Annotated in this window: 24 protein-coding genes; 14 read left to right on the top strand and 10 right to left on the bottom strand. The window is 70.6% G+C overall.

What is annotated here, in order from left to right:
- Nucleotides 1-27: 27 nt before the first annotated feature.
- A complete protein-coding gene (aceB, locus tag HG543_RS00980) occupies nucleotides 28-1653 on the bottom strand; it encodes a malate synthase A (protein WP_169342720.1) in 1626 nt (541 codons plus the stop codon).
- Between the two features lie 274 nt (nucleotides 1654-1927).
- Between aceB and HG543_RS00975 the strand changes: the two genes are divergently transcribed.
- On the top strand, nucleotides 1928-2275 hold the full coding sequence (locus tag HG543_RS00975) for a PspC domain-containing protein (RefSeq protein ID WP_169342719.1): 348 nt from the start codon (nucleotides 1928-1930) through the stop codon (nucleotides 2273-2275).
- Between the two features lie 42 nt (nucleotides 2276-2317).
- Here the strand turns inward: HG543_RS00975 and HG543_RS00970 are convergent, their stop codons facing one another.
- Entirely contained in the window at nucleotides 2318-2740 is a 423-nt protein-coding gene (locus HG543_RS00970; RefSeq protein WP_169342718.1) for an MOSC domain-containing protein, read from the bottom strand.
- Between the two features lie 169 nt (nucleotides 2741-2909).
- Here HG543_RS00970 and fumC point away from each other — a divergent pair, with 169 nt between their 5' ends.
- Both fumC and clpP read left to right on the top strand, forming a co-directional pair.
- Entirely contained in the window at nucleotides 2910-4310 is a 1401-nt protein-coding gene (gene fumC, locus HG543_RS00965) for a class II fumarate hydratase (RefSeq protein ID WP_169342717.1), read from the top strand.
- A gap of 252 nt (nucleotides 4311-4562) precedes the next feature.
- A complete protein-coding gene (clpP, locus tag HG543_RS00960) occupies nucleotides 4563-5168 on the top strand; it encodes an ATP-dependent Clp endopeptidase proteolytic subunit ClpP (protein WP_169342716.1) in 606 nt (201 codons plus the stop codon).
- On the opposite strand, the gene HG543_RS00955 is transcribed toward clpP, so the two are convergent.
- Entirely contained in the window at nucleotides 5169-5969 is an 801-nt protein-coding gene (locus HG543_RS00955) for a helix-turn-helix transcriptional regulator (RefSeq protein WP_343073238.1), read from the bottom strand.
- 182 nt (nucleotides 5970-6151) lie between these two features.
- On the opposite strand from HG543_RS00955, the gene HG543_RS00950 reads away from it, so the two are divergent.
- From HG543_RS00950 to HG543_RS00940, 3 genes are all read left to right on the top strand, one after another.
- Nucleotides 6152-6601, top strand: a complete 450-nt coding sequence (locus HG543_RS00950; RefSeq protein WP_169342714.1) for a hypothetical protein — start codon at nucleotides 6152-6154, stop codon at nucleotides 6599-6601.
- Nucleotides 6602-6706: 105 nt separating this feature from the next.
- On the top strand, nucleotides 6707-7411 hold the full coding sequence (locus tag HG543_RS00945) for a hypothetical protein (RefSeq protein ID WP_169342713.1): 705 nt from the start codon (nucleotides 6707-6709) through the stop codon (nucleotides 7409-7411).
- Between the two features lie 129 nt (nucleotides 7412-7540).
- Nucleotides 7541-7963, top strand: coding sequence for a hypothetical protein (locus HG543_RS00940; RefSeq protein WP_169342712.1), 423 nt, complete (start codon nucleotides 7541-7543; stop codon nucleotides 7961-7963).
- A 2-nt stretch (nucleotides 7964-7965) separates the two neighbouring features.
- Here the strand turns inward: HG543_RS00940 and HG543_RS00935 are convergent, their stop codons facing one another.
- A complete protein-coding gene (locus HG543_RS00935) occupies nucleotides 7966-8526 on the bottom strand; it encodes a pyridoxamine 5'-phosphate oxidase family protein (protein ID WP_169342711.1) in 561 nt (186 codons plus the stop codon).
- Between the two features lie 604 nt (nucleotides 8527-9130).
- On the opposite strand from HG543_RS00935, the gene HG543_RS00930 reads away from it, so the two are divergent.
- Both HG543_RS00930 and HG543_RS54360 read left to right on the top strand, forming a co-directional pair.
- Entirely contained in the window at nucleotides 9131-9412 is a 282-nt protein-coding gene (locus HG543_RS00930) for a hypothetical protein (RefSeq protein WP_169342710.1), read from the top strand.
- A gap of 12 nt (nucleotides 9413-9424) precedes the next feature.
- Entirely contained in the window at nucleotides 9425-10147 is a 723-nt protein-coding gene (locus tag HG543_RS54360) for a hypothetical protein (protein ID WP_211193647.1), read from the top strand.
- Between the two features lie 12 nt (nucleotides 10148-10159).
- On the opposite strand, the gene HG543_RS00920 is transcribed toward HG543_RS54360, so the two are convergent.
- On the bottom strand, nucleotides 10160-11218 hold the full coding sequence (locus HG543_RS00920) for an SDR family oxidoreductase (protein ID WP_169342709.1): 1059 nt from the start codon (nucleotides 11216-11218) through the stop codon (nucleotides 10160-10162).
- Nucleotides 11219-11388: 170 nt separating this feature from the next.
- Here HG543_RS00920 and HG543_RS00915 point away from each other — a divergent pair, with 170 nt between their 5' ends.
- Nucleotides 11389-12294, top strand: a complete 906-nt coding sequence (locus HG543_RS00915) for a LysR family transcriptional regulator (RefSeq protein ID WP_169342708.1) — start codon at nucleotides 11389-11391, stop codon at nucleotides 12292-12294.
- A gap of 43 nt (nucleotides 12295-12337) precedes the next feature.
- Here the strand turns inward: HG543_RS00915 and HG543_RS00910 are convergent, their stop codons facing one another.
- Nucleotides 12338-12802: a DUF3293 domain-containing protein gene (locus HG543_RS00910; RefSeq protein ID WP_169342707.1), complete on the bottom strand. Its 465-nt coding sequence runs from the start codon at nucleotides 12800-12802 to the stop codon at nucleotides 12338-12340.
- A 233-nt stretch (nucleotides 12803-13035) separates the two neighbouring features.
- Here HG543_RS00910 and HG543_RS00905 point away from each other — a divergent pair, with 233 nt between their 5' ends.
- Nucleotides 13036-13782: a hypothetical protein gene (locus tag HG543_RS00905; protein ID WP_343073237.1), complete on the top strand. Its 747-nt coding sequence runs from the start codon at nucleotides 13036-13038 to the stop codon at nucleotides 13780-13782.
- Nucleotides 13783-13804: 22 nt separating this feature from the next.
- Here HG543_RS00905 and HG543_RS00900 read toward each other — a convergent pair whose 3' ends face one another.
- Nucleotides 13805-15241, bottom strand: coding sequence for a M48 family metalloprotease (locus HG543_RS00900; RefSeq protein WP_169342706.1), 1437 nt, complete (start codon nucleotides 15239-15241; stop codon nucleotides 13805-13807).
- A 176-nt stretch (nucleotides 15242-15417) separates the two neighbouring features.
- On the opposite strand from HG543_RS00900, the gene HG543_RS00895 reads away from it, so the two are divergent.
- Nucleotides 15418-16038, top strand: a complete 621-nt coding sequence (locus HG543_RS00895; RefSeq protein WP_169342705.1) for a hypothetical protein — start codon at nucleotides 15418-15420, stop codon at nucleotides 16036-16038.
- A gap of 13 nt (nucleotides 16039-16051) precedes the next feature.
- On the opposite strand, the gene HG543_RS00890 is transcribed toward HG543_RS00895, so the two are convergent.
- Both HG543_RS00890 and HG543_RS00885 read right to left on the bottom strand, forming a co-directional pair.
- Nucleotides 16052-16945, bottom strand: coding sequence for a sigma factor-like helix-turn-helix DNA-binding protein (locus HG543_RS00890; protein WP_169342704.1), 894 nt, complete (start codon nucleotides 16943-16945; stop codon nucleotides 16052-16054).
- Entirely contained in the window at nucleotides 16942-20046 is a 3105-nt protein-coding gene (locus HG543_RS00885; RefSeq protein WP_169342703.1) for a tetratricopeptide repeat protein, read from the bottom strand. Before HG543_RS00885 ends, HG543_RS00890 begins: the two co-directional genes overlap by 4 nt.
- A 196-nt stretch (nucleotides 20047-20242) precedes the next feature.
- Here HG543_RS00885 and HG543_RS00880 point away from each other — a divergent pair, with 196 nt between their 5' ends.
- The 3 genes from HG543_RS00880 to HG543_RS00870 all read left to right on the top strand — a co-directional run bounded on the left by HG543_RS00880 (nucleotide 20243) and on the right by HG543_RS00870 (nucleotide 23218).
- The gene (locus HG543_RS00880; protein WP_169342702.1) at nucleotides 20243-20746 is read left to right on the top strand and encodes a hypothetical protein; all 504 of its coding nucleotides are present in this window, start codon (nucleotides 20243-20245) and stop codon (nucleotides 20744-20746) included.
- An 82-nt stretch (nucleotides 20747-20828) separates the two neighbouring features.
- The gene (locus HG543_RS00875) at nucleotides 20829-21536 is read left to right on the top strand and encodes a LysM peptidoglycan-binding domain-containing protein (RefSeq protein WP_169342701.1); all 708 of its coding nucleotides are present in this window, start codon (nucleotides 20829-20831) and stop codon (nucleotides 21534-21536) included.
- A gap of 29 nt (nucleotides 21537-21565) precedes the next feature.
- Nucleotides 21566-23218 carry an RCC1 domain-containing protein gene (locus tag HG543_RS00870; RefSeq protein ID WP_169342700.1) on the top strand — a complete coding sequence of 551 codons (1653 nt, stop codon included), beginning with the start codon at nucleotides 21566-21568 and terminating at the stop codon, nucleotides 23216-23218.
- Here the strand turns inward: HG543_RS00870 and HG543_RS00865 are convergent.
- A complete protein-coding gene (locus HG543_RS00865; protein WP_246356667.1) occupies nucleotides 23191-23682 on the bottom strand; it encodes an ester cyclase in 492 nt (163 codons plus the stop codon). The genes HG543_RS00870 and HG543_RS00865 overlap by 28 nt on opposite strands.
- Nucleotides 23683-23700: the final 18 nt, after the last annotated feature.

Here is a 23700-nt window from a genome sequence, read left to right as displayed (position 1 = left end):
GGGACCGGGGCGGTCCCCATGGAAACGTCAGGCGTTGGCGTCGAGCGCCTCGTAGGCGGGCAGGGTGAGGAAGTCCTCGAAGGTGCCGGCGGTGGACAGCTGCTCGAAGAGGACGCGGGCGCGCTCGAGGTGCTGGGCGCCGTACTTCTCCTTCGCGCCCTCCTTCTCGATGCGGGCCATCTCCTCAACGAGGAGCTTGCGGAACAGCTCCGCCGTCACCTTGCGGCCGTCCTCCAGCGAGGCGCCGTGGTGGATCCACTGCCACACCTGGGCGCGGGAGATTTCGGCGGTGGCCGCGTCCTCCATGAGGTTGTAGAGCGGCACGCAGCCCAGGCCCCCCAGCCACGCGGCCGTGTACTGGATGCCCACGCGGATGTTGTGGCGCAGGCCGTCCTCGGTGCGCGTGCCGGAGGGCACCTTGAGCAGCTCCGCCTCGCCGATGCGCACGTCCTCGCGCTTGTTGGAAACCTGGTTCGGCCCCTTCATGTGGGCGTCGAAGATGTCCTTCGCGACGGAGACGAGGCCGGGGTGGGCCACCCACGTGCCGTCGTGGCCGTTCTTCACCTCGCGCAGCTTGTCCGCGCGGACCTTCTCCAGGACGGCCTCGTTGGCCGCGGCGTCACCCTTGATGGGGATGAAGGCCGCCATGCCGCCCATGGCGTGCACGTTGCGGCGGTGGCAGGTCTGGATGAGCAGCTGCGAGTAGGCGTTGAGGAACGCCTTGTCCATCGTCACCTGTCCGCGGTCGGGCAGCACGACGCCGGTGTCCGACTGGAGCGTCTTGATGAAGCTGAAGATGTAGTCCCAGCGGCCGCAGTTGAGGCCGGCCGAGTGCTCGCGCAGCTCGTAGAGGATTTCGTCCATCTCGAACGCGGCGGGCAGCGTCTCGATGAGGACGGTGGCCTTGATGGTGCCGCGAGCGATGCCCAGCTCCGACTGGGCCAGGTGGAACACGTCGTTCCACAGCCGGGCCTCCAGGTGGCTCTGCATCTTCGGCAGGTAGAAGTACGGGCCGGTGCCCCGGGCGAGCTGCTCGCGGGCGTTGTGGAAGAAGAAGAGGCCGAAGTCGAAGAGCGAGCCGGAGATGGGCTTGCCGTCGATTTCGACGTGGCGCTCCGGCAGGTGCCAGCCGCGGGGCCGCACGAAGAGGACCGCCGGCTTCGGGTTGAGGGCGTAGTGCTTGCCGCCCTCGGCGGTGAAGCTGATGGTGCGGCGCACGGCATCCCGCAGGTTGACCTGCCCGCGCACCACGTTGTCCCAGGTGGGGCTGTTGGCGTCCTCGAAGTCCGCCATGAAGACGCTCGCGCCCGAGTTGAGCGCGTTGATGATCATCTTCCGGTCCACCGGGCCGGTGATTTCCACCCGGCGGTCCTGGAGGTCGGCCGGCAGGGGTGCCACCGTCCAGTTCCCCTCGCGGATGGCCTTCGTCTCCGGCAGGAAGTGGGGCCGCTCGCCCTTGCGCCACGCCTGCTGCACCACCTTGCGGCGCTCCAGCAGCGCCTGCCGGCGCTCCCCGAAGGTGCGCACCAGCTTCGCCACGAACTCCATCGCCTCGGGCGTGAGCACCTCCGCGTAGTCGGGGTGCCAGGCCCCCTTCACCACCACCCCTGGACCAAAGGACGGGGTCTTCTGATTGGGGGCTGAGGCGCTCATCCGGGCTCCTTGGCTTGGTGCGTTGTAAATGCCGTCAGACGGTTCGGAAAATGGGTCTTCCGAGCGGGAAATGGAAGGGCGCGTCAAAATCTGCCTGCTTGCCTGTAAGCCTGTCAACAGCATCCGCATTAAATCTGTAAATCAACAAACGGGGGCGGAGATTGTTGGACAGGGCCGAAGGCCTGTGGCGCACGACGCAATCGGGCGCGCCGACCTCCGTAGGTAGGAACGAGGGCCGCTGACGCCAAGGGGCCCCGATGGGGAGAGACACGCCATGGACACGAAGCGCTGCGCGGACTGCGCGGAGGAGATGAAGTTGGAGGCGCGGAAGTGCCCGCACTGCGGCACCCGGATGGAGCCGCTGCACCGCGACGTGGAGGGGAAGAAGCTGGCCGGAGTGTGCGCGGCGCTGGGGCAGTACTTCGGCGTGGACGCGGCGCTGCTGCGCGTCGCCTTCGTGGTGGCGCTCGCCTTCTCCGGCGGGACGGCGACGATGGTGTACCTGCTCCTCTGGGCCTTCACGCCCGCGACCGCGGTGAGCAGGCCCCCCGTGCAGAAGGCGGTGGACTGGCTCGGCAGCGTCGGCGGCAGCGACGCGCCCCAGGTCGAAAAGCGCGTGTAAACCCGTCAACGGGCCGGCGCGGGTGTCTTTCCGCGCGGGCCCTCAGGGCAGCTTCGGGCGGATGATGCGCGGCGCGTCCGGGTTCACGTCGAGGAGCCGGACGCCGTCGCCCTCCCGCACGGTGCCGCCCTTCAGCACCTTCGCGAGCTGGCCGCGCCGCCCCCAGCTCTCCTTCAGCAGGCCCGGCCTCAGCGCGTCCAGCTTCCAACACGGCACGCACGGCTCGGTCAGCTCCAGCAGCACCTCGTCCCCGAGCGCCAGCCGCTGGCCCGGGGGCAGGGTGTCCAGCGGCAGACCTTCCACCAGCACGTTCTCCTTCAGCGCGCCCACGGGCACGTCCAGCGCCGCGCGCGAGGCCTCGTCCAGGAGCAGCACCTGGCGCTTGTGCCCGAGCGCGCGCTGCGAGTGACGGTCCCCCTCGAGGCCCCGGCCCTCCACGGCGCGCGCCTCGGTGACGCGGCGCATGGGCGTGCCCCTCGCCTGGGCGAGCAGGAGGGCTCGGATGGTTCCGTTTCCAGTGGCGCCGGGAGTGCTCACGGGACAACGGTAATCACGCCGGGCCGGCGTCGGGCAGGTCCGGCTTGTTATGCCCTGGCCCGCCGACGTCACCCCTTCCTTCGAGGAGCCCCCGCGCGTGAGCACGAAGAACGTTCGCATCGAGAAGGACACCTTTGGCCCCATCGAGGTGCCCGCCGAGCGCCTCTGGGGCGCGCAGACCCAACGCAGCCTCCAGAACTTCGCCATCTCCACCGAGCACATGCCGCCCGCCCTCATCCGCGCGCTCGTGCTGGTGAAGAAGGCCGCCGCCATCGTCAACATGGAGAACGGCACCCTGCCGCGCGAGAAGGGTGACGCCATCGTCAAGGCCGCCGACGAGGTCCTCGCCGGCCAGCATGACGGCGAGTTTCCGTTGAGCATCTGGCAGACGGGCAGCGGCACCCAGACGAACATGAACTGCAACGAGGTGCTGGCCAACCGCGCCTCGGAGCTGCTCGGCGGCGAGCGCGGCGAGGCCCGCAAGGTCCACCCCAACGACGACGTCAACAAGGGGCAGAGCTCCAACGACGTCTTCCCCACCGCGATGAGCGTGGCCGCCGCCATCGCCATCGTCGAGAACGTCATCCCCGAGCTGAAGGCCCTGCGCGACGTGCTCGCGGACAAGTCCCGCGCCTTCAAGGACATCGTCAAGATTGGCCGCACCCACCTCCAGGACGCGACGCCGCTCACCCTGGGGCAGGAAATCAGTGGCTACGTGGCCCAGCTGGAGCACGCGCGGAAGCACCTCGAGCTGACGCTGCCGCACCTGTACGAGCTGGCCCTGGGCGGCACCGCCGTGGGCACCGGCCTCAACGCGCCCAAGGGCTACGCCGAGCGCGTGGCGAAGGAGATTGCCAGCCTCACCGGCCACCCCTTCGTCACCGCGCCCAACAAGTTCGAGGCGCTCGCCGCCAATGACGCGCTCGTCCAGGCGCACGGCGCCCTCAAGGGCCTGGCCGCGGTGCTCTTCAAGGTGGCCAACGACGTGCGGTGGCTCGCCTCCGGGCCGCGCTCCGGCCTGGGCGAAATCACCATTCCGGAGAACGAGCCGGGCAGCTCCATCATGCCGGGCAAGGTGAACCCCACCCAGAGCGAGGCGCTCACCATGCTGTGCGCCCAGGTCATGGGCAACGACGTCGCGGTGTCCGTGGGCGGCGCGTCCGGCAACTTCGAGCTGAACGTCTTCAAGCCCCTCATCATCCACAACGTCCTGCAGAGCTGCCGGCTGCTGGCCGACGGCATGCGCAGCTTCCGCACCCACTGCGCCGTGGGCATCGAGCCCAACATGCCGCGCATCCGGGAGAACCTGGAGCGCAGCCTGATGCTCGTCACCGCGCTCAACCCGCACATCGGCTACGACAACGCGGCGAAGATCGCCAAAAAGGCCCACAAGGAGGGCAAGACGCTCAAGGAGGTCGCCGTGGAGCTGGGCCTCCTCACCGCCGAGCAGTTCGACCAGTGGGTCCGCCCGGAGGCGATGGTCGGCGAGAAGGGCTGAGCCCGGCGCCCACGGCCGGCGGGTGCTCGCCTGCCCGCCCGCCATGGGGCGTGTACGAGAAGGTGAGCCCCAAGGTGGGGCGGCCTCGTCCGTTCCCCCTGGCGGGTGGGGCGCGAGGGGCGGTGCCCGGCCCCAGGGCAGCCGCGCGACGGAGGCGCGCGGGGTGGGGGACGGGAAGAAGCGTAGGGCAGCACACGCTCGTGTCAGAAGGGGCGGGCGCGAGGGCGACAGGACGATTAGGGTACTGGGGCCATGAACGTCCCCTTCGTCATCGAGACCACGCACCGCGGCGAGCGGGCGTACGACCTGTACAGCCGGCTCCTCAAGGACCGCATCATCATGCTGGGCACGCCCGTCAACGACGACGTGGCGAACATCATCGTCGCCCAGCTGCTGTTCCTCGAGTCCGAGGACCCCGACAAGGGCATCAACCTCTACATCAACTCGCCCGGTGGCTCCGTGACGGCGGGCCTGGCCATCTACGACACCATGCAGTACGTGAAGTGTCCGGTGTCCACCATCTGCGTCGGGCAGGCCGCGTCCATGGGCGCGCTGCTGCTGCTGGCCGGCGCCAAGGGCAAGCGCTACGCGCTGCCCAACAGCCGCATCATGATTCACCAGCCGCTCGGCGGCGCGCAGGGCCAGGCCACGGACATCGACATCCAGGCCAAGGAAATCCTCCGCCTGCGCAGCTACATCAACGGCCTCATCGTGAAGCACACGGGCCACTCCATCGAGCGCATCGAGAAGGACACCGAGCGCGACTACTTCATGAGCGCCGAGGACGCCCGGCAGTACGGCCTCATCGACGAGGTGGTGGAGAAGCAGCGCATCACCCCTCCCACCGCGGGCAAGTAGTCACGTCCCGCCGCCCCCGTTCGCTCCGGCGGACGGGGGTGGTCCGCTCGCGAGCGCCGGGCGACCGAGCAGCCGCGAGATGAGCGCCGCCCGGGAGTGGACGCCGAAGCGGCGGTAGAGCGACTTCGTGTACTGATTCACGGTGAACCGGCTGATGCCGAGCTGGTCCGCGATTTCCTTGTCCGCGAGCCCCCGCAGGAGCAGCTCCAGCGTCTGGCGCTCGCGCGGCGCGAGCCGGGCCTTCAGGAGCGCATCGCCCTCGGGCTCCGGCGCATCGAACATCGACCCGCATTCGGCGTGGAACAGGTGCAGCAGCTCGCGGTCCGCCTCGTCGAACGGCCGCTCGTTGCGCGCCCGGTAGAACCCGACGCCCTGCACCACCGAGGGCTCGTCCGAGCGGCGAATCGAGTACAGCGAGTCATCGAGGTGCGCCGGCATGAGGTGGTGCTCGACGAAGGGCGCGCCGTACCAGCCCCGGTCATCGACCAGCTCCCGCCGCCTCAACGTGACGAGGGCCGCGGGCTCGACGCTCCGGTGCATCAGCGCGCGAATGGCGGGATGGAAGGCGCTGCCCGCCTGTCTCAGGGCCTGCATCGAGGGGAGCGTGGTGCCGTCCCAGCCCTCCAGCACGACGTACGTGAAGTTGCCCCGCCCCTCCGGCTGGAAGTCCCGGTCCAGCACGCAGGCGCTCACGGCCGCGCCCAGGATGCGCCGCATGCCGGAGAGCAGATGCCTGGGGCGCTCGTCCCCGGTCGCCGGCAGCTCGTGCGCCTCGTTGAGCAACCGCACCAGCGCGCGCACCTGATGACTCCGAAGATGGCCGCTCCCCATCGAGCCTCCCGCGGTGGTCCTCGGAGAGCATACTCCCTGATTTTAGTGAATTGCTGGGTAGGCGACGCGGATGGGAGCTTCCCCGGGTGAAACCGCTGGAGCCTCGTGTCACGGGACACGGCGCTCCAGCCCCACCCGAGGAGAGACGCGTGATGAAGAGCCGACTCAAGAAAGTGGTGCTCATGGCGGGAGCCCTCCTGCCGCTGGTGGCGGTGGCGCGCAGTGTGCCCGCGAGCAGCGGCCGGCCCGAGTTCTGGAGCGACGGCACGTGCTTCCGGGTGGCCTACAGCACCATCATCAATGATTGCTCCACTCGGAAGAGCTTCGAGATTCCCCTCTCCATCGACTCGTCTGGGGACAAGACGGTCGTCGTCGCCGCCCAGGTCACCACGACGTCGGGCCTCGTGGGCTGCGCCGCCGTGGGGATGAATCGCGAGTTCACCCAGGTCTACGGCGGCACGCGCAAGTGGATCGGCCCCCCCATCAACACGACGCAGCTCATCACGCTGACCGACGCCCACGTTCCGTCCAGGGGCTATCTGTACGTCAGCTGCCACCTCGACAATGGCGGACGAGTCAACTCGGTCGACTACAACCCGTAGCAAGAGCGCGTGAGGCGCCGGCACGTGGGCCGGCGTCCGTCCGATGTGCCAATGACTGCCGGGGTGGGGCGCTCGCGTATTCGCGGGCGCCCCGGTGCACGCGACATGGAAAGAAAATGGGCATTTGTCATCGCCGGCCTGCTCGGTGGGCTGCTGACCCTGGGCCTCGGCCGCCTCATCGGCGGGGAGGCCGCGGGCACCTCCGCCTCCGCCGAGCGAGAAGCCGCCGAGCTGCGGCGGTTGAAGCAGCAGGTCCGTGAGCTGGAGGCCTCGGTCGCCGGCTCCGAGCGGTTGGCGCGTGAGGCGCAGGTGACGGCTCGCGCCGCCCAGGCCGCCGTCGGTCCCCGCGTGGAGACCTCCCCCGCGCCGGAGCGAGGCGCTGGAGCCGTGGAGCCGGCGGGAGCGGGGAGTCCCTCCGCGGAAGGCGCGGACGCGGTGCCTCCAGAGCCCACGCCTGAGGAGGTGGTCGCCAGGCTGGACGCGCGCTTCTTTGGCGAGGAGGTGGATGCGGCGTGGAGCCGGGATGCCCTGCCGCGCGCGGAGCGGCTCGGTGTCCTGTTGCCGCGGGGCGCGCGAGTCGTGTCCCTGGAGTGCCGCAGCTCCATGTGCCGGCTCGAGATGTCCCATCCGAGCCTGGAGTCCTTCCAGGGCTTCGTTCGCGAGGCGCTGCTCGGCACGGGGAATCCGTGGGACGGCGCGTTCATGGCCTCGCTCAAGGGGAACCCGGCGCTTCCCGGAGGAGTCCAGGCGGTGGCCTGGCTGGCACGGGCGGGAGTGGAGCTGACGCCGGACGCGGTCGCGGGGCCCTGAGCCGGGTGGATTCCCATGGGGGATGGGCGCAGGCCCTGCGCTGGTGGCCCAAGCAGGCGCAGACTCTTCGCGCGTGCCGCGAGGGCTCCCTTGCTCGCGGGTGGCACGGTCCATGCTCAATGTCCATGCATGGTCCCGCCCCGCCTCCGCCTCGTCCCCCGTTACCTCCTGTCCGGTGCCCTGCTGTTCGGTGCCGCGTGCGCCGGACCGACCAACCGGCTTCCCCAGCCACCCTCGGCCTATGCCGTCCAGCAGGAGATTGGACAGCGGGACGTCATCCAGGCAGGCGAGGAATACGCCCGGAACAACAGCTTCTTGCTGGCGGAGGCCAGCGAGGCCATCGAGATTCGCCCGAACTACTGGCGCATCCGCTTCGGGCTCGCGGACCGGCCCGGCCGCGGAATCGAGCTGGAGTTCGACGAGCTGGCGCGCCGGATTACCCGCGCCCAGGAAATCGAAATCACCCCGGGCGCGCTGCCAGCGGAGTCGGCGCAGGGCGGCAGCGGGGTGAGCGTGCCCAACGCGGGCCAGGGCCGCGTGCCCATTCCCTGACGTCAGGCTTCGTCGTCGAAGAGACCGGTCGGCAGGCCGTCGATGCTGCGGGCGTTCTTCTCGCGCCGGTACGTGTCCAGCCCCTCCGGTCCCTTCGCCTCGGCCCACTTCGTGAGGGTGGGCCGCTCTCCTTCGTACTCGAAGAGCGGGACACCGTAGCCGCACGACTTCTGCACGAGGTCGATGTCGAGCCACACCATCTGCCGCGCGCCCGGAGGCTCCTCGTTGCCGAACACGTCCGCCAGCAGCCGGGTGTACTCGGGGCCACCGTGCCGGAGGACCCGGCCGCGTCCGTACAGGCGCAAGATGTAGGGAGGCCCCTCGAAGGCGCAGAACATGAGGGTGAGGCGCCCGTCGGCGCGCAGGTGCGCGGCCGTCTCGTTGCCGCTGCCGGTGCGGTCCAGGTAGACGACCTCGCGCTCACCGAGCACGCGGAGCGCGTCGAGCCCCTTGGGTGAGACATTCACCCGCCCGGTGGACGCCGCGGAGGCGGTGAAGAACAGCCGCTGCCGCTGGATGAACTCACGGTGCTCGGGCTGGAGGTGCGGGAATTGCTTCGCCATGGGGCAGACGACTCCATCACACGTGGAGGACCTCCGCGAAGTGTTGGAAAAAGCAAAGGCGCGCGTCAGTCATTCCCAGGCCGTGCGTCAAGTTGCATTCGCAGTGCTGTTGCCAACCGCGCTTTTCGCGGCGGGCCGTGACTGCGAGAGAGCCCTTGTCGGGGTTCGACTGGGAGGAATCATGGGGAAGCTCGTTCAGCTGGCAGTGCTCGTTGGGGGTCTTGGCATTGGCGCGATTCTGGGCGTGGTGAGCGCCCCGGCCACCGCGGAAGCGCAGCCGCGTGACTGTTGCGTCAGCTGCGGCGGCGGCTCCGCGTGCGGTCTGTGCGTGGAGATGTGCGGCGTCAAGTGCGGCCCCTGCTAATCCGCCTCCGTGTCGCTCGTTGAAGCGGCCACGAAGCGGCCACCGCGAGGAGGTGGCCCGATTCGCCGAACCCGGTGAAGCGGGCTAGCCTCCTCTCCCATGGCGGATTCGATGATGGGTCGGACCCATTCTGGCGTGCTGGTGGGACTGCTCCTGGCGCTGTCGGGAGAAGTGCTCGCCGCGCCGCCCCCGTGCGGACCTCGGGACCCACCCACGTGGTGTGATCCGAAGATGGTCGCCATGAAGTTGCAGGACGCGCAGGGGACCATCGACATCCGCCTGGAAGCAGGTGGAGCGGTGTCGTGGCAGCGGTCTGCCTGGCAGGGAAAGCTGAACGTCCAGGCGGACCGCGAGCCCTCCGGCACCCTCAAGGTGACGGTGTGGCGACCCGGGGTCGAGGCGCCTCTCAAGAGCGCGGTGCTCGAGAAGGGGCAGGCGCTCGTCATCACCCCGGGCAAGGATGTTCCCGCTGGCTATTTCGGCCCGGGTCACCAGCCCGTGAAGTTCATCGCGGACGAGTAGGGATTTCGCCTCATGAAGCTGCTCACCCGGTCGGTCGTGGGAGTCGCCGTGGCGCTCGGCTTTGGCGTCGGGGTCTGGTTCGCCAGCAGCCAGGGACCCACGCAGGTTCGCCTGGAAGCGGAGCCGGTTCCGGCCCCGCCCGCGCCGGCCCGGCGGACCGAGGTTCCGCGCGTGAACGAGACGCTCATGGCCCAGGCGGAGGCCGCCGAGCTGCGACGCAAGAACAAGGCCCTGGAAGAGGAGCTTCAGGCCCTGCGGAGCGGCGCGAGTGGCCCGCCGGCTGCCGCGTCCACGACGGCGCCCTCCACTCCGGCGCCCACCTTTCGCGCGAGTGCTCCGGGCGCGGGGCCGGACCAGCCCCTGCCGTTCGCTCCGGACACCCCGGAGCCCTACACGCCCAAGGGCTTCGAGCGGGTCTCCCAGCGCGCCGCGAAGGAGTGCGGGATGGGGCTGGATGTCGTCGCGCTGGACTGCTCCGAGTTCCCCTGCATCGCCTGGACGCGGGCCACGGACCCCAACGTGAAGCACTTCTCCATGTCGGGCTGCGGCCCCTGGGAGGAGGCCTTCAAGCACGGCACGGTCGTCGTCGGCAGCATCGAGGACGCGGACGGTGGGGGACAGCTTCGCTACTTCTCGTGGATGGCCGTCCCGCCGGACCCCAATGACCTGCTCATCGCCGTGCGCCGCGCGAAGGAGCGCAACGCCGGCATGAAGGAAGCGCTGGGGCTGAAGTAGGCCGGGCCGTCCTCAGGGAATGACCCGGCGGCGGCGGAAGTCGGCGAAGAGGCGCAGGAACATGGCCTCGGTGTCCACGTACTCGTGGAAGCCGAACCGCCGCGCCTTCGAGCCGTCCGCCAGCACGTCGTAGTCCCACGCGAAGACGAAGTCCCCGAAGCGCCAGGAGGACACGTCCTTGTACGGGTGCCGCTCCAGCCCGTGCTTCTCCTGCATGGCCTTCCACAGGGGCTCCTTGTCGGCCATCACGACCTCCAGCGACATGGGCAGCGGCGGCGCCACCTCCAATCCGAAGGCGTGGGCCAGCTTCGGCCACAGCTCGCTCCAGCGGAACAGGTCGCCGTTGTTGATGTTGAAGGCCTGGTTGGCGCAGCGCTCGTCCGTGGCCGCCCATACCGTGGCCTTCGCCAGCAGCTCCGCGTCCGTCATCTCCAGCAGCGCGTCGTACGCGCCCGGCCTGCCCGGGAAGCGCAGCGGCAGTCCCAGCTCCCTCGACATGGCCGCGTACACCGCGATGACCATCGCCAGGTTCATCGGGTTGCCGAGCGCGAAGCCGCACACCACCGACGGGCGGATGGCCGACCAGCTCCAGGCCCGGCCCTTCTGACGCGTCTCCAGGAAGGCCTGCTGGTCCACGTTGAACTCGGGCGGCATGTGCGGTGCGTCCGTCTCGCGGGCCGGCGTCTTGAACGGGCCCAGGTGCGCGCCGTAGACCTTGTATCCCTGCATCAGACTGATGTGCCGCAGGCCCGGGGCGATGGGCTCGATGGCGTCCACCACGTTGACCAGCATGGCCAGGTTCGGCGGCACCAGCTCCGCCCAGGTCGGCCGGTCCTGGTACGCGGCGTAGAAGATGTGCGTCACGCCGGTGAGGCCGCCCAGCTTCGCGCGGCAGTCCTCTGGGTTCAGCAGGTCCACCTCCACGTACCGGACGCGGCCCGAGGGCGCGCCGCCCCGCCGCGACAGGCCGATGACGTCCCAGTCGCCGAGCGCCGCGAGGTGCGTGACGAGGTTGCGGCCGATGACGCCCTGGGCTCCGACCACCAGGGCCACCTTGTTCTTCGTGCTCATGTCCTTCTCCCGTGGGGAATGGCGCCAGCGCGCCGAGGGGCCGCCGCGCGTGGCGCACGGGTGGGGGAGGCCTCCTCGCGACGACAGGCGCGGCTGCACCTGATAATGGGCGGCACGCCGCTCGCGGACCACGCGTGATGGCGGCATAGGACTTGTGAGGTGAACTCACGATGGCGCGGCTGGACGTCAACCGCTCGGGAGAGATGGAGGTCTTCGTGCGCGTGGTGGAGCTGGGCGGCTTCTCCGCCGCCGCGCGCGCGTTCCGGATGACGCCGTCCGCGGTGAGCAAGCTCGTGGCGCGGCTGGAGCAGCGGCTGGGCGCGCGGCTCGTGAATCGCTCCACGCGGCGGCTCCAGCTCACCCCCGAGGGCGTCACCTTCTACGAACGCAGCGTCCGCGTCCTCGCCGACCTGGACGAGGCGGAGCGCGGCATCGCCGCGAATACCTCGCCGCGCGGCCGGCTGCGCGTCAACGCCAGCGTGCCCTTCGGCACGCACTTCCTGCTGCCCCTCGCCCCGGAGTTCCTCGCCTGCCACCCCGGCGTCACCCTGGACCTCGTGCTCACCGACGAGGTCGTCAACCTCCTGGAGGACCGTACCGACGTGGCCATCCGCAGCGGGCCGCTCGGTAGCTCCGACCTGGTCGCGCGCAAGCTGGGCGAGACGCGCATGGTCATCGTCGGAGCGCCCGCGTACCTGAAGCGCCGGGGGACGCCGGGGAAGCCGCGGGATTTGGAGCGGCACAACCTGCTGCGCTTCGGCTACTCGCGCGCCATGGAGGAGTGGCCCTTCGTGGAGCGCGGCGCCGAGGTGCGCGTCTCACCCTCCGGCAATGCCCAGGCGAGCAACGGGGACGCCCTGCGGCAGCTCGCGCTGGCGGGCCTGGGACTGGCGCGGCTCGCGGCCTTCCAGGTGCGGGAGGACATCGCGGCGGGCCGGCTGGTGGCCGTGCTGGAGGACCACAACCCCGGCGACACCGAGCCCGTCCACGCCGTCTTCGTGGGCGCGGGAGGACCGCTGCCCTCGCGCGTGCGCGCGTTCCTGGACTTCCTCGCCGCGAGGGTGCGGCTGGGCTGAGTGCCCGTTGCCATGGGCCCTCCCGGTAGCACGCCGTGTCGTCCTACGGGGCCGCGGCGGGCCGTGTATCCTCGCCGTCACAGAACAGCAGCTCCGCCAGGCCGCCCACGCGGCCCACCAGCACCGCGACCTGCCCATAGGCGCGGCCGAAGCGCTCGGCCTCCGCGCGGCACAGGCCGGGGACGAAGAAGCTCGGCTCGGACCAGTTGCCGTCCTCCGACTGGCCAACGGCGGCGGCCACCTGCCAGCCTCCCGCAATCAGTTGCGACAACAACTGGTCCTGCGCGCGCTGGTTCTCGTTCTTGTCGCGCGGGTGTGAGCCCGGGTTCCACGCCGTCAGGAAGGCCCACTCGCGGTGGCCGCGCTCCTCCAGCACCGCGTCCAGGGCCGGATGCAACGCTCCCACGCGAAGCTCCCGCTCCTCGCCCCCGGTGACCGCATGCGGCCCGATGACGTAGCGCGTTGCCCGGTAGGCTTTCAGCAATCCCTCACGCTTGGAGTCGTCCATCCCCGCATTGTGACGTCCGGCACCATGGGATGTCACCTGTGACAGGGTCACCCCCGACCTGGGATTGGCGAAATGGGTGTCGTGCAATTCCTTTGAATGTTTGATTTCGTGCGACGTCGAAGCGCCCAGCCACGTTCCATTCGCGGAACGCTCAGGCGAGCGAGGGGAAACGAAACATGATGCGTCGAGTCGTCGCGGGTGCCGCGTTGGTCGCGGCATTTGGAAGCGGTTGTGTGTCCGTGAGTCATGTGCAGACGGCGGACACGTTGGGCTCCGGCAAGTTCCAGTTCGCCGTGGAGCCCGGCGTTGGCGGCGCGGCCGTCATCGACAGCGACGTGGGGGGCGGCAGCATCTACTACCCGCACATCGACCTGGCGGCGCGCTACGGCGTGTCCGACGGCGTGGACCTGGGCGTGCGCTTCGGCTCGTCACTGGTGGAATTGCAGAGCAAGTTCCTGCTGACGGACTCGCGCGACCCGAACAAGGCCATCTCGCTGGCGCCGTCCGTGACGGGCATGTTCCTCGGCACGGGTGACGAGGGCGACGATGCCTCCATCAGCTACGTGAACCTGTCCCTGCCGCTGCTGGTGGGCTTCAAGACGAGCGGTGGCTCGGAGTTCGTGCTCGGGCCCCGCGTCTCCGGCACCCGCATCTCCGGCAGCGCGCTGGAGGACGGCGCCGCCGTCAACATCCTCAGCGTCGGCGCGTCCGTGGGCTACGCCCTGCGCGTGACGGAGGGCTTCCGGCTGATGCCGGAGGTCGGCGTGTCCATGCCGGTGCTGGGCGAGGTGAACACCACGCAGACGGACTCCGAGGTGGCCTCCGGCTTCGGCGGCGGCTTCGTCCAGTTCAAGCTGGGCTTCCTCTTCGGCGGTGGCCGTCCCATCAACCGCGACTCGCGCATCGACGCGGCGGACATCGACAACGCCAGCGTCGACAGCGGCGACGAGAACGCGGGCAACGACGGCTACGAGGACTGAAGCCGCGCCCGAAGCGCACCCGTCACGGTGAGGGCTTCACCCCTCCCGTGACACGCTTCACCGTGTGGCCCGCGGGCAGGGTGTCCTCGGGCTTCACGCCGTTGATGAGGGCCACTTCCTCCACGGGAATGGTGGAGGGGTAGCGCTCTTGGAACTGCTTCACCGTCATGGCGGCGTCCAGCTTCACCAGCTCGATGCGGGCGGGCTGCACCGCCAGCGCGGCCGGGTCGGTCAATTCGCCGAAGCTGCGGAAGGTGGCGCGGAACGTGTCGTCGTACGACGCGAGCTGTCCGGCCGCCGTGTAGGCCAACAGCTGCAGCGTGGTGCCCGCATGCGTGAAGAAGGTGGTGACGCCGCCGATGGCGCCCTGCTCCGTCTGCGCCTGGAAGTACGCGGAGCCGGCCGGGTAGCCCTCGGGCGCCGCGTTGATGGGCTGGATGCCCTGCTGTGAGAGGAACTGCCGCAGCGCGGCCTCCGGCGCGACGTTGCCCGCCGGTGCCAGGCCGATGATGGCGTCCTCCTTGGGGCTGCCGGCGAGCACCGCCTGCGTCTGGTTCGCCGTCTTCCACCCTTGAGGGAAGGTGAGCTGGAAGCGCAGGCCGGGGTGCAGGAAGACATTGCCCCGGAAGAAGCCCTGGCGCGGGTCTTCCCCGTAGGCCATGCCCTGAAGCATGGCGAGGTACTCCTCGCGGCCTTCCTTCAGGCGGCTGACGTCCACGTGGGCCTTCGCGGCGCGCGCGCGGGCGGCCTCCACGCGCTCTCCCGGGTCGGGGTGCGTGGACAGCCAGGAGGGCAGGCCGCCGGCTCCGGCGGACTCGCTCACCCGGCCCAGCGTGGAGAAGACGTCCGCCGCCTCGCGCACGTCGTAGCCGGACCCCAGCATGTAGCGGAAGCCCAGCTCGTCCGCCTGGCGCTCGTCGTCTCGGCCGTACTTGAGGAAGAGCAGCTGCAGGCCCGCGGCGGCGAGGCCTCCGTACTTCGCGATGTCCTCGCTGATGACGCTGCCCACCACGAGGCCCAGCTGCGCGAGCTGCGCCTGGGAGAGCTGCTCCACGGAGTGCCGCGCGGTGATGTGGCCGATTTCATGGCCCAGCACCGACGCCAGCTCGGCTTCCGAGTTGAGGTGGGTGAGCAGCCCGCGGGTGACGAAGACGGGGCCGCCGGGCAGGGCGAAGGCGTTCACCACCGGGTCGTCCACCGCCTGCACCGTCCACGGCAGGTCCGGCCGCTCCGAGCGGCGCGCCATGGGCAGGCCCACGGCGGCCACGTAGTCCTGCACCTTCTTGTCGTCGAGCAGGCCGATGGACTGCCGCACGTCCAGCGCGCCCTGCTTGCCCAGGGCGATTTCCTCGTCGTTGGACACGAGGGCCAGCATTCGCTTGCCGGTGGCGGGGTTGCGCACACAGGCGGTCATCGCGACGAGCAGCAGGGGCAGCAGCACCCGGAGTCCTGGGGCCATGACACCTCCCGAAAGGATGGCACCCCGGGAGGGCCGGGCCCGGGGCGGAGAGGTCCGACTTAGGACAGCGCCGCCGGGGAGGACACGGGTGGTGTAGGGCGGGGTGTCACTGCCGGACAGATGGGCGCGCGGGGTGGCCGGACTTCCGTTAGCTTCTCCATGGAGGAGGCTCTCGGATGGACTCTCTCGACGCGCGGATGGAGCAACTGGAGCGCCGGTGCCGGCGGTGGCAGGGACTGACGTTCGCGGCGCTCGCGCTGGCCGGACTGGGGCTGGGCGTGGCGGCGCTGCGGGAGGCGCGGCCTCCGGAAGAGATGATGGCCTCGCGGCTGGTGCTCACGGACGCGCAGGGGCGCACGCGCGCCACGCTGGGGACGGACGCGAGCGGCAACGCCGGGCTGGTGCTGAGCGACGGCGAGGGCCGCCCCCGGGCGCTGCTGGGCGTGGGCGAGGATGGCTCGCCCCGGCTGCGCTTCTCCACGGCGGGCGGCGAGTCGCTGGCCGAGCTGACCGTGTACTCGGACGAGGCCCCGCGCCTGACGCTGTCCAAGGCCGGGGGCGCGGACCTCTTCTCCGTGGGGCTCCAGGTGGACGGCTCGTCGCGGCTGGAATTGGCCGACGCCAACGGGCGGCCCCGCGCGATTCTGGGCGCGGACGAGCACGGCTCGCCCAACCTGCTGCTGGTGGACCGGCGTGGGCAGCCGCGCGTGGCGCTGCGGGTGTCTCCGACGGACGCGGCCAGCCTGGTGGTGGAAGGGCGCGACGGCGAGGTGTTCCGCGCGCCCGGCGTGCAGTGACGTGACGGGGCCTTCAGCCCAGCATCCGGTGGAGGCTGATGTCGAGCTGGCTGCGCACCAGCCCGAGCAGGCTCTCCACCGCGAGGGCGTCGTGCCGCAGCTGGCCGGCCAGCTCCGCCTGGACGCCTTCGAGCAGCAGCTGGCGCGCCTGGGTGACCTTGCGCGCCACGCCCGAGCGTGAGTCGCCGTACAGCTGCGCGAGCCGGTCCATGGTGAAGCCATGGAAGTAGTGCAGGCGCAGCAGGGCGCGCTCCTGGGCGGAGAGCGTCGCCACCACCTTCTGGATGGCCTCGACCAACATCTGGCGCGCGTCCTCCCGAAGGACCTCGTGCTCCGGGTTGGCCGTGGCCAGCATCCGCGCGAAGACCTGTGGGGACTCGGTGACGAGCAGCTCGCGCCCGTTGCGCTCCACCAGCTCTCCGGCGATGCGCGCCGCGACGATGCCCACCCACGTCAACAGCGGCGCCCGGCCCGCGTAGCTTCCAATCCGGGGAGGTGCGCCCGCGCCGCCCACCAGCAGCCGCTCGCGGAGCACCTGCAGCACCTCCTCCACCATGCTGGGTGACAGCGCCCCGAGCCGGGCGGGGATGTAGCGGAGGACGTCCTGCTCGAAGGCCCGCAGCGCCGCGGGCTCCCCCTGGGCGCAGGCGCACGCGAGGTACAGGTCGGCGCCGTGGAGGATGCGCAGCACCTCCGCGGCCTTGCCCGTGGGCAGGTGCCGGGTCAGGTGCCGCACGTAGTCCTCGGCCGGCAGCGTCAGCGAGGGCCACGCCGCGCGGGCCGCCTCGACGTGCCCTCGCAGCAGCGCCTCCAGCCCCTCCACGCTCGCCAGCTCCGCGCGCTGCTCCCGTGAGACGTGCTCGCGCAGCAGCGCCGCCAGGGCGCCCGTCTTCCGTTCGTCGCTCATGGCTTCGCCTCCCGCCGCTGCCAGGCCAGCACCTTCTGGAGCTCCGGCCGGCCCCGGACGCCCGCGGACTCCAGTCGCGCGCGGGCCTCCTCGGCCAGCTCCAGCGCCCGCTTCCGGTCCGGGGCGGTGCGCGTCTCCAGGAGCGCCCGGGCCAGGAGGAAGGTCGTCCTCCCAGCCTCCTCCTTGTCACCGGGCTCGCCCCAGCGGTTCTGGATGCGCCGGGCACGCTCCAGCAACGGCACGGCCTCGTCCGCGGCGCCCAGCGCCAGGTGCGCCTTGCCGGCACAGGTCAGGGCGCTGGCGGCCTCCGGGGACTCCAGGCCCTGGACCTTCTCGGTGACCTTGCGTGCGCGCTCGCAGTACGCGAGCGCCTCCTTCGGAGCCCGCGTCGCCAGGGCCACTTCGGCCAGGGGCAGCAGCGCCGACACCGAGTGACCGCCCTCCGGGCCATGCTCCTGCTCCATCCGCTTCAGCGCGTCCAGCAGGTCGCGCCGGGCCTCGGGGTGGCGGCCCGTCTTCAGATACAGCTGCCCCCGGAGGGTCAGCGGGAGGGAGGCGCGCGGCGTGTCCGGGCCCTGCGAACGCTGGATGCGCTCCAGGGCGTCGGTGGCGAGCGCCAGTGCCTTGGCATCCTGGCCCGCGTCGCTGGTGATGCGCGCCTGCTCCACGAGCGCGAACACGACGGTGAGGTGGTTGGGGCCCCGGGCCTTCTCGAAGATGGCGCGCGCCCGCTCGGTCATGGACCGTGCCTCCTCCAGCCGGCCCTCGATGCGCGTGACGCCGCCGAGGTTCAGCAGCACCGTCCCCAGTTGGGTGGTCTCCGGGGTGGAGGTGGATTCCTGGAGGGCCAGGGCCTTGCGCCAGGCGCTGACGGCCTCGGTGTGCCGGCCCACCTGGAGTGAGGCGGTGGCGACACGGTTGTAGGACGTCACGAGGGCCGGGTTGCCGGAGCCCATCAGGCGCCCGCGTATCTCCAGGGCCTCGCGGTGGAGCTTCAGCGAGTCCTCATAGCGGCCCTGGCCGGAGCGGATGCGTCCCAGCAGGTGGAGGAGGTTGGGCGTGCGGAGGCTGTCCGGGCCATTCCTCCCGCGCGAGAAAGCCAGGCCCTGGAGCGCCTCCTTCTCCGCTTCGGCGAGGCGGCCCTGCATCTGCCTCAGCGACGCCAGGCGCGTGTGCAGGTCCGTGGTGATGTCCGGGAAGCGCTCTCGCCCCAGTCGCTCGAGGGCGGCCTGGGCGTGCCGGATGAGCTTCTCCGCTTCGTCGAAGCGGGACTGCTCCTCGCCCACCACCCAGATGAGTTCCATCAAGGCCCGCGCCGCCGTCTCGTCGTCACCCGCGGCCTCGGCCGCCCACAGGGCCTGGTAGTCGGCCTCCTCCGCGTCCTTCGTCTTGTTGAGGGCCCCGAGGAGCTCGCCGTGGGCCCTGAGCACCTCCGCCCGCAGCGGCTTGTAGTCGAGCCCCTGGATGTCCTCGAGGAGGGCCGTCGTCACCGCGAGGCCCTCCTTGAACCGGTGCGACAGGAGGTGGGCGCGGGCCTGCGCCAGCTTCCGCCGTGCCGCTTCCACGCGCGGGCGCAGGGGGTCGGGCGGCTGCGGGCGGGCGGAGAGGCCGGGCGCGTCCCGGCAGCCGTTGAGCCCCTCCAGGGAGGTCGCCATCTGGTGCGCGTGCTGCACCGTCACCACGTCTGCCTTCTCCAGCAACTCCGTCACCGCGGCGAACTGCCACAGCCGCGCGTCCAGGCACGCGGACGTCTGCCAGGCGCCCTTCGCGGTGTCGCTGTCGTCCGCGGCCACGCAGGCCTCGGCGCGCAGCGTGCGCCACTGGGTGGCGTAGGCGTCCAGCGCCGTCGAGAGCCGCTCCCAGGCCGGCGCGGCGAAGGCCGCACCCGTGGCGAGGAAGGCCGCGCGCACCCGCTCCCGCCGCTCGGGGCTCCAGGCCGCCGCGAGCTTCTCCACCTCCTGCTCGCAGCGCGCCTCGCGCCGGTGCGTCACCCCGTAGGCCGCGAGCGCCCCCAGCACGCCCGTCACCGTCGCGGTGGCCACCACCCGCGCGAGCATCCTCCGCGGCGGGGTGAGGGCCGCCAGCAGGGCGTCCATGGACGGGAAGCGCTCGTCGGGCTCGGCGCGCAGCCCGCGGAGCACCGCGCGCCGCACCCAGGCAGGGGCCTTCACTTCGCGCCCGGGCGGGCGCACCCGGCCCTGCTGGATGGCCTGGGCCAGCTCTCTCAGCGTCTCCCCGTGGAAGGGACGCAGGCCGAAGAGGGCCTCGTAGAGCGCGACGCAGAAGCTGAACTCGTCCGAGCGCGCGTCGGCGCGCTGACCGCGCAGCAGCTCCGGGGCGAGGTACGCGGGGGTGCCCAGCACGAGGCCCGTCCGGGTGAGCCGGCCCGTGGCTGGAATGGGGGCCTCGGGATTCGTTGGCGCGGCGGGGGCCTCCTGCTGGTGGAGCAGCCGGGCGATGCCGAAGTCCGTCACGCGCACCCGGCCGTCCTTCCCGAGGAGGACGTTGGCGGGCTTGAAGTCGCGGTGTACCAGTCCCGCCGCGTGTGCCGCCGCCAGACCCCGGCCCGCCTCCACGAAGACGCGCAGCACCTCTCGCCAGGGACGCGGCGGGTTCATCCACTCGGCCAGCGTGGTGCCCTCCACCAGCTCCATGGCCAGGAAGATGCCGTCGCCGAAGGTGCCCACGTCATAGAGGGTGACGACGTTGGCGTGGGACAGCCGCGCCAGCGCCTGCGCCTCGCGCAGCAGCCGCTGCTGGAGCTCCTCGTGATGGCGTCCCTCGGGGCGCAGCACCTTGAGCGCCACCGGGCGGCCCAGCTCCGGGTCATCCGCCGCGTACACCACCCCCATGGCTCCGGCGCCGATGCACTCGCGCACCACGAACCGGGAGACCGTGGAGCCGCGCGCCAGCGGCGGCGGGCGCTCCAGCGTGAGCCTCGCCGAGGGGCTGTTCAGCACCCGGGCGCCATCCCCCGCCGCCAGCACCCACTGGCAATCGGAGCAGTCCTCCACGTGGGCGAGGACGTCGGCCCGTTGCTCGTCGGAGAGCAACCCCGCCAGGAGGTCGCTCAGCGTCGTGTCTTGGGGGCACGCATTCATGGGGGCGCCACCACGGAGTTCACGTTTCGCACTGTGTCAAACGTAGGTGCCGCTGGTCACGAGGGGGGTCCAGACTTTTTTGGAACGCGGTCCGCGCCGCTTCCTCTTTCCGCCCGAAGCGCTGGGGCTGCTCCTGGCAGAAGAGGAATTTTCCATGGGGGGTGTTCCGCCATCGGATGGTCTCTGCAAGTCAGGTGTGAATACGTCGGAGACCGCCCGCCATATCGAGGAAGCCCGACAGGAGGCCGAGGACGCCCTGCGTGCCGCGGAGGCCGCGCGTCGTGCCGCCGGGGCCGCGCGTCGTATCTCCCTGGTCGCCTGGCGTGCCGCCGCGGCCGCTCGCCAACAGCAGGTGGCCGAGGAGAGGACCGCCGCTGATGCGCGCGAGGCCGCGCGGCAACCGGGACAGACGCCCGCGGCCGCGAAGAAGTCCCTGGCGGCGGCCCTCGCCGCAGACAAGAAGCGCCAGCAGGCCACCGAGAAGGCCGCCACCGAGGAGAGGAAGCTCCGGGCCGCCGAGGAGCGCGTAGCGCTGACGGCGAAGCGGGCCGAGGACGCCATGCGCGAGGCGAACACGCTGGCGACCCAGGAGAAGGTGCGGCCCCCCTTCACGCAGAAGGACATCGACAGGCTCAAGCCGAAGCGCAGGGAGCTCGCCTCCGCCCACGAGGAGACGGGGCGCGAAGCGGAGCTGGAATGACCTCGGCCATTTTTGGAACGGGGGACGGGTCATTCCCTCTTCATCACCGCGAACCCGAAGCACCCCTTCCCCGGAGACTCCCATGGAAATCCATCGCATCAAGGCAGGTGAGACGCTGTCGCGCATCGCCGCGGAGAACAAGACCACCGTCAGCGCGCTGATGAAGGCGAACCCGAAGATCCAGGACGCGAACGTCATCCGGGCGAAGGACACGCTGCGGATTCCCGGCAAGACGGATGGGTTCGACGGCACGCCTACGAAGAAGTCCAAGAACGTCTCGTCCGGGGACACCTTCGTCGACGGCTCCAAGGGGACCGACAAGGCTTCCAACGCCAAGGACACGAAGGGCGGGGATGGGGGGCCGATCAAGAGCTCGGACGTGATGAAGAAGGCGAAGACGGAGGGCGAGGAAATCAACCGGACCGGCGGCTACCGCTTCGATGGGAAGAACGACTGCTACGGCTTCGTGCGGCGGGTCTGGAACCCCATCCTCAAGAAGCAGGGCAAGTCCCCGCTGCCGGTGGACGACGCGGGCAGCAAGAGCGGCAGCAAGAACTGGAGCCGCATCGACTGGGACAAGCTCAAGCCGGGCGCCGTCCTCTCCACCCATGAGGGCCATGCCTGGGGAGACAAGTGGCACGGCGGCATCTACGCCGGGAAGAAGAACGGGGTCCACTACATCTACGACAACTCGGGCAGCAAGAGCGCGAAGCTGCGCCCGCTGCCGAGCCCGGACTACTTCAAGTACGTCCACACCCCGACGCTGAAGATGCTGGACGGCAAGGCCTGAGTTCCCAGCACCGCGCTCCGGGAGTGGCAATGATTCGCATCGCACTGATGGTGGGAGGACTGCTCCTCCTGGGCGCGGGCTGTGTCGTGCCGAGTCTCGATGAGATTGAGAAGGAATGGCAGCAGAAGTGTGCCGCGCGAGGGGTCTGCCCGCAGGAGGGAGACGCGGGGACCCAGTGCCCGACGGCGCTCATCCAGGCGTACCCCGACGCGGATGGAGACGGGCACGGCGCTCCCGGCGCGGAGGCCCGGAGCTTCTGTGAGCAGGTGCCCGCGAGCTACTCCCGGGTGAACGATGATTGCGACGACTTCCGCGCGCTGGTCCACCCAGGCGCCACGGAGGTGTGTGACGTCGTCGACAACGACTGCGATGGTCAGATCGATGAAGAGCTCGCGGTGAGCGACTTCTATCTGGACGCGGATGGCGACGGAGTGGGAGCGGGCGCCGCGGTGAGGGCCTGCGGGCCGCCGCTGGCACATGTCGCTCGCGCGGGAGACTGTGACGACGGCGACCCGGAGCGCGGCCCAGGCCTGCTCGAGATGCTCGACGGCAAGGACAACAACTGCTCCGGGGGCGTGGACGAAGCGCTCTTCTCCGCGGGGGAGTTCCACGCCGTGTCACTGCGCCCGGATGGAACGCTGCTGGCGTGGGGACGCAACGGGTGGGGCGAGCTCGGGGATGGCACGGCCACCCGCCGTGACGTGCCCGTGCCGGTACCGGGCCTCACCGGTGTCGTCGCCATTGCCGCGGGCGCCTACCACACCGTGGCGCTGAAGCAGGATGGCACCGTCTGGACATGGGGGCTGAACGAGTGGGGCCAGCTCGGCATTGGAGAGACGGCGCCCGACACCCGGCTGGTGCCCACCCAGGTCCAGGGCCTCTCCGAGGTGACCGCCATCGACGCGGGGCGGCACCACTCCGTGGCGCTGCGGCGGGATGGCACGGTCTGGGCCTGGGGACACAACACCAGCGGAGAGTTGGGGGACTGGAGCACCGTCCACCGCTTCCGTCCCGTCCAGGTGAAGGGCTTGTCGAACGTCGTCTCCGTGGTCGCGGGCTCGATTCACACCGTGGCCTTGCGGCGGGATGGCTCGGTCTGGGCCTGGGGGTTCAACGGGAATGGCCAGCTGGGGGATGAGACGTTCGAGAGCCGGCCGGTGCCCGCGCAGGTCCTGGGGATGACGGGCGTCGCCTCGGTGACCTCCCGCGGAGACCACACCGTGGCCCTGAAGCGGGACGGCACCGTGTGGGCCTGGGGACGGAACGACCTGGGGCAGCTCGGAGATGGAACGACGTTCGACAGCCCCGAGCCCGTGCAGGTCTCGGTGCCTGGGGGCGCCGTCGGCGTCTTCGGAGGCGGCAACCATACGATGGCCCTGGCGCGGGACGGGACGGTCTGGGCCTGGGGCAGCAACGCCGGAGGCCAGCTGGGGACCGGTTCGACCCGCGGCAGCGCGGTGCCCGTGCGGGCGTATGGGCTTGGCGAGGTGGTCTCCGTGATGGCCGGCTGGTCCCACAGCTTCGCGGTGAGGCGGGATGGCACCGCCTGGGTCTGGGGAAGCAATGAGTGGGGAATGATTGGGGACGGAACGGGCGTGGACCGCATCGTTCCAACCCCGGTGCCGGCGCTGAACTACCCGGTGGGCCTCCGACGTCAGGGCGTCGGCGGCACCACCTTGTAGCCGCGCTGGAGGAGCGGCGAGAGGCGGTCCGTGGTGTCCCAGGCCTCCACCACCTTGCCTTCGCGCATGCGGTAGAGGGACTGGCCGTTGAGGGTGAGCGGCTTCGGCTTGCCGGCCGCGTCGAGGTTCTTCGGGTCCGAGCCCAGGGCCTTCCAGTGGACCGCGACCAGGTCTCCGTCCGCCACGACGTGGAGGATGTCGAACTTGAGGTCGGGGAACGCCTGGAAGCTGGCCTCCGCCTGCTGGCGCACGAGCGCGGGGCCCGTGACGCCCGAGGGCGTGTCCTGCGAGTGGTCCACGAAGTCCTCGGCGATGAACTCGGGGATGCGGTCCAGCTTGCGCAGGTTGTAGAGTTCCTCGGTGAGCATCCGCGCCCGCTGCTTGTTCTGCTCCTCGAGCAGGGCGGCGTGCTCCACCGGAGACACGGTGGCGCAGGCGGAGAGTCCCAGGGCGCACAAAAGCATCGTCACGTGTCGTTTCAT

It is taken from the genome of Pyxidicoccus fallax, from assembly GCF_012933655.1.
GTDB lineage: Bacteria > Myxococcota > Myxococcia > Myxococcales > Myxococcaceae > Myxococcus > Myxococcus fallax.
The sequence above is the reverse complement of the archived record's forward strand: the minus strand, read 5'-3'. Positions and strand labels throughout refer to the sequence as shown.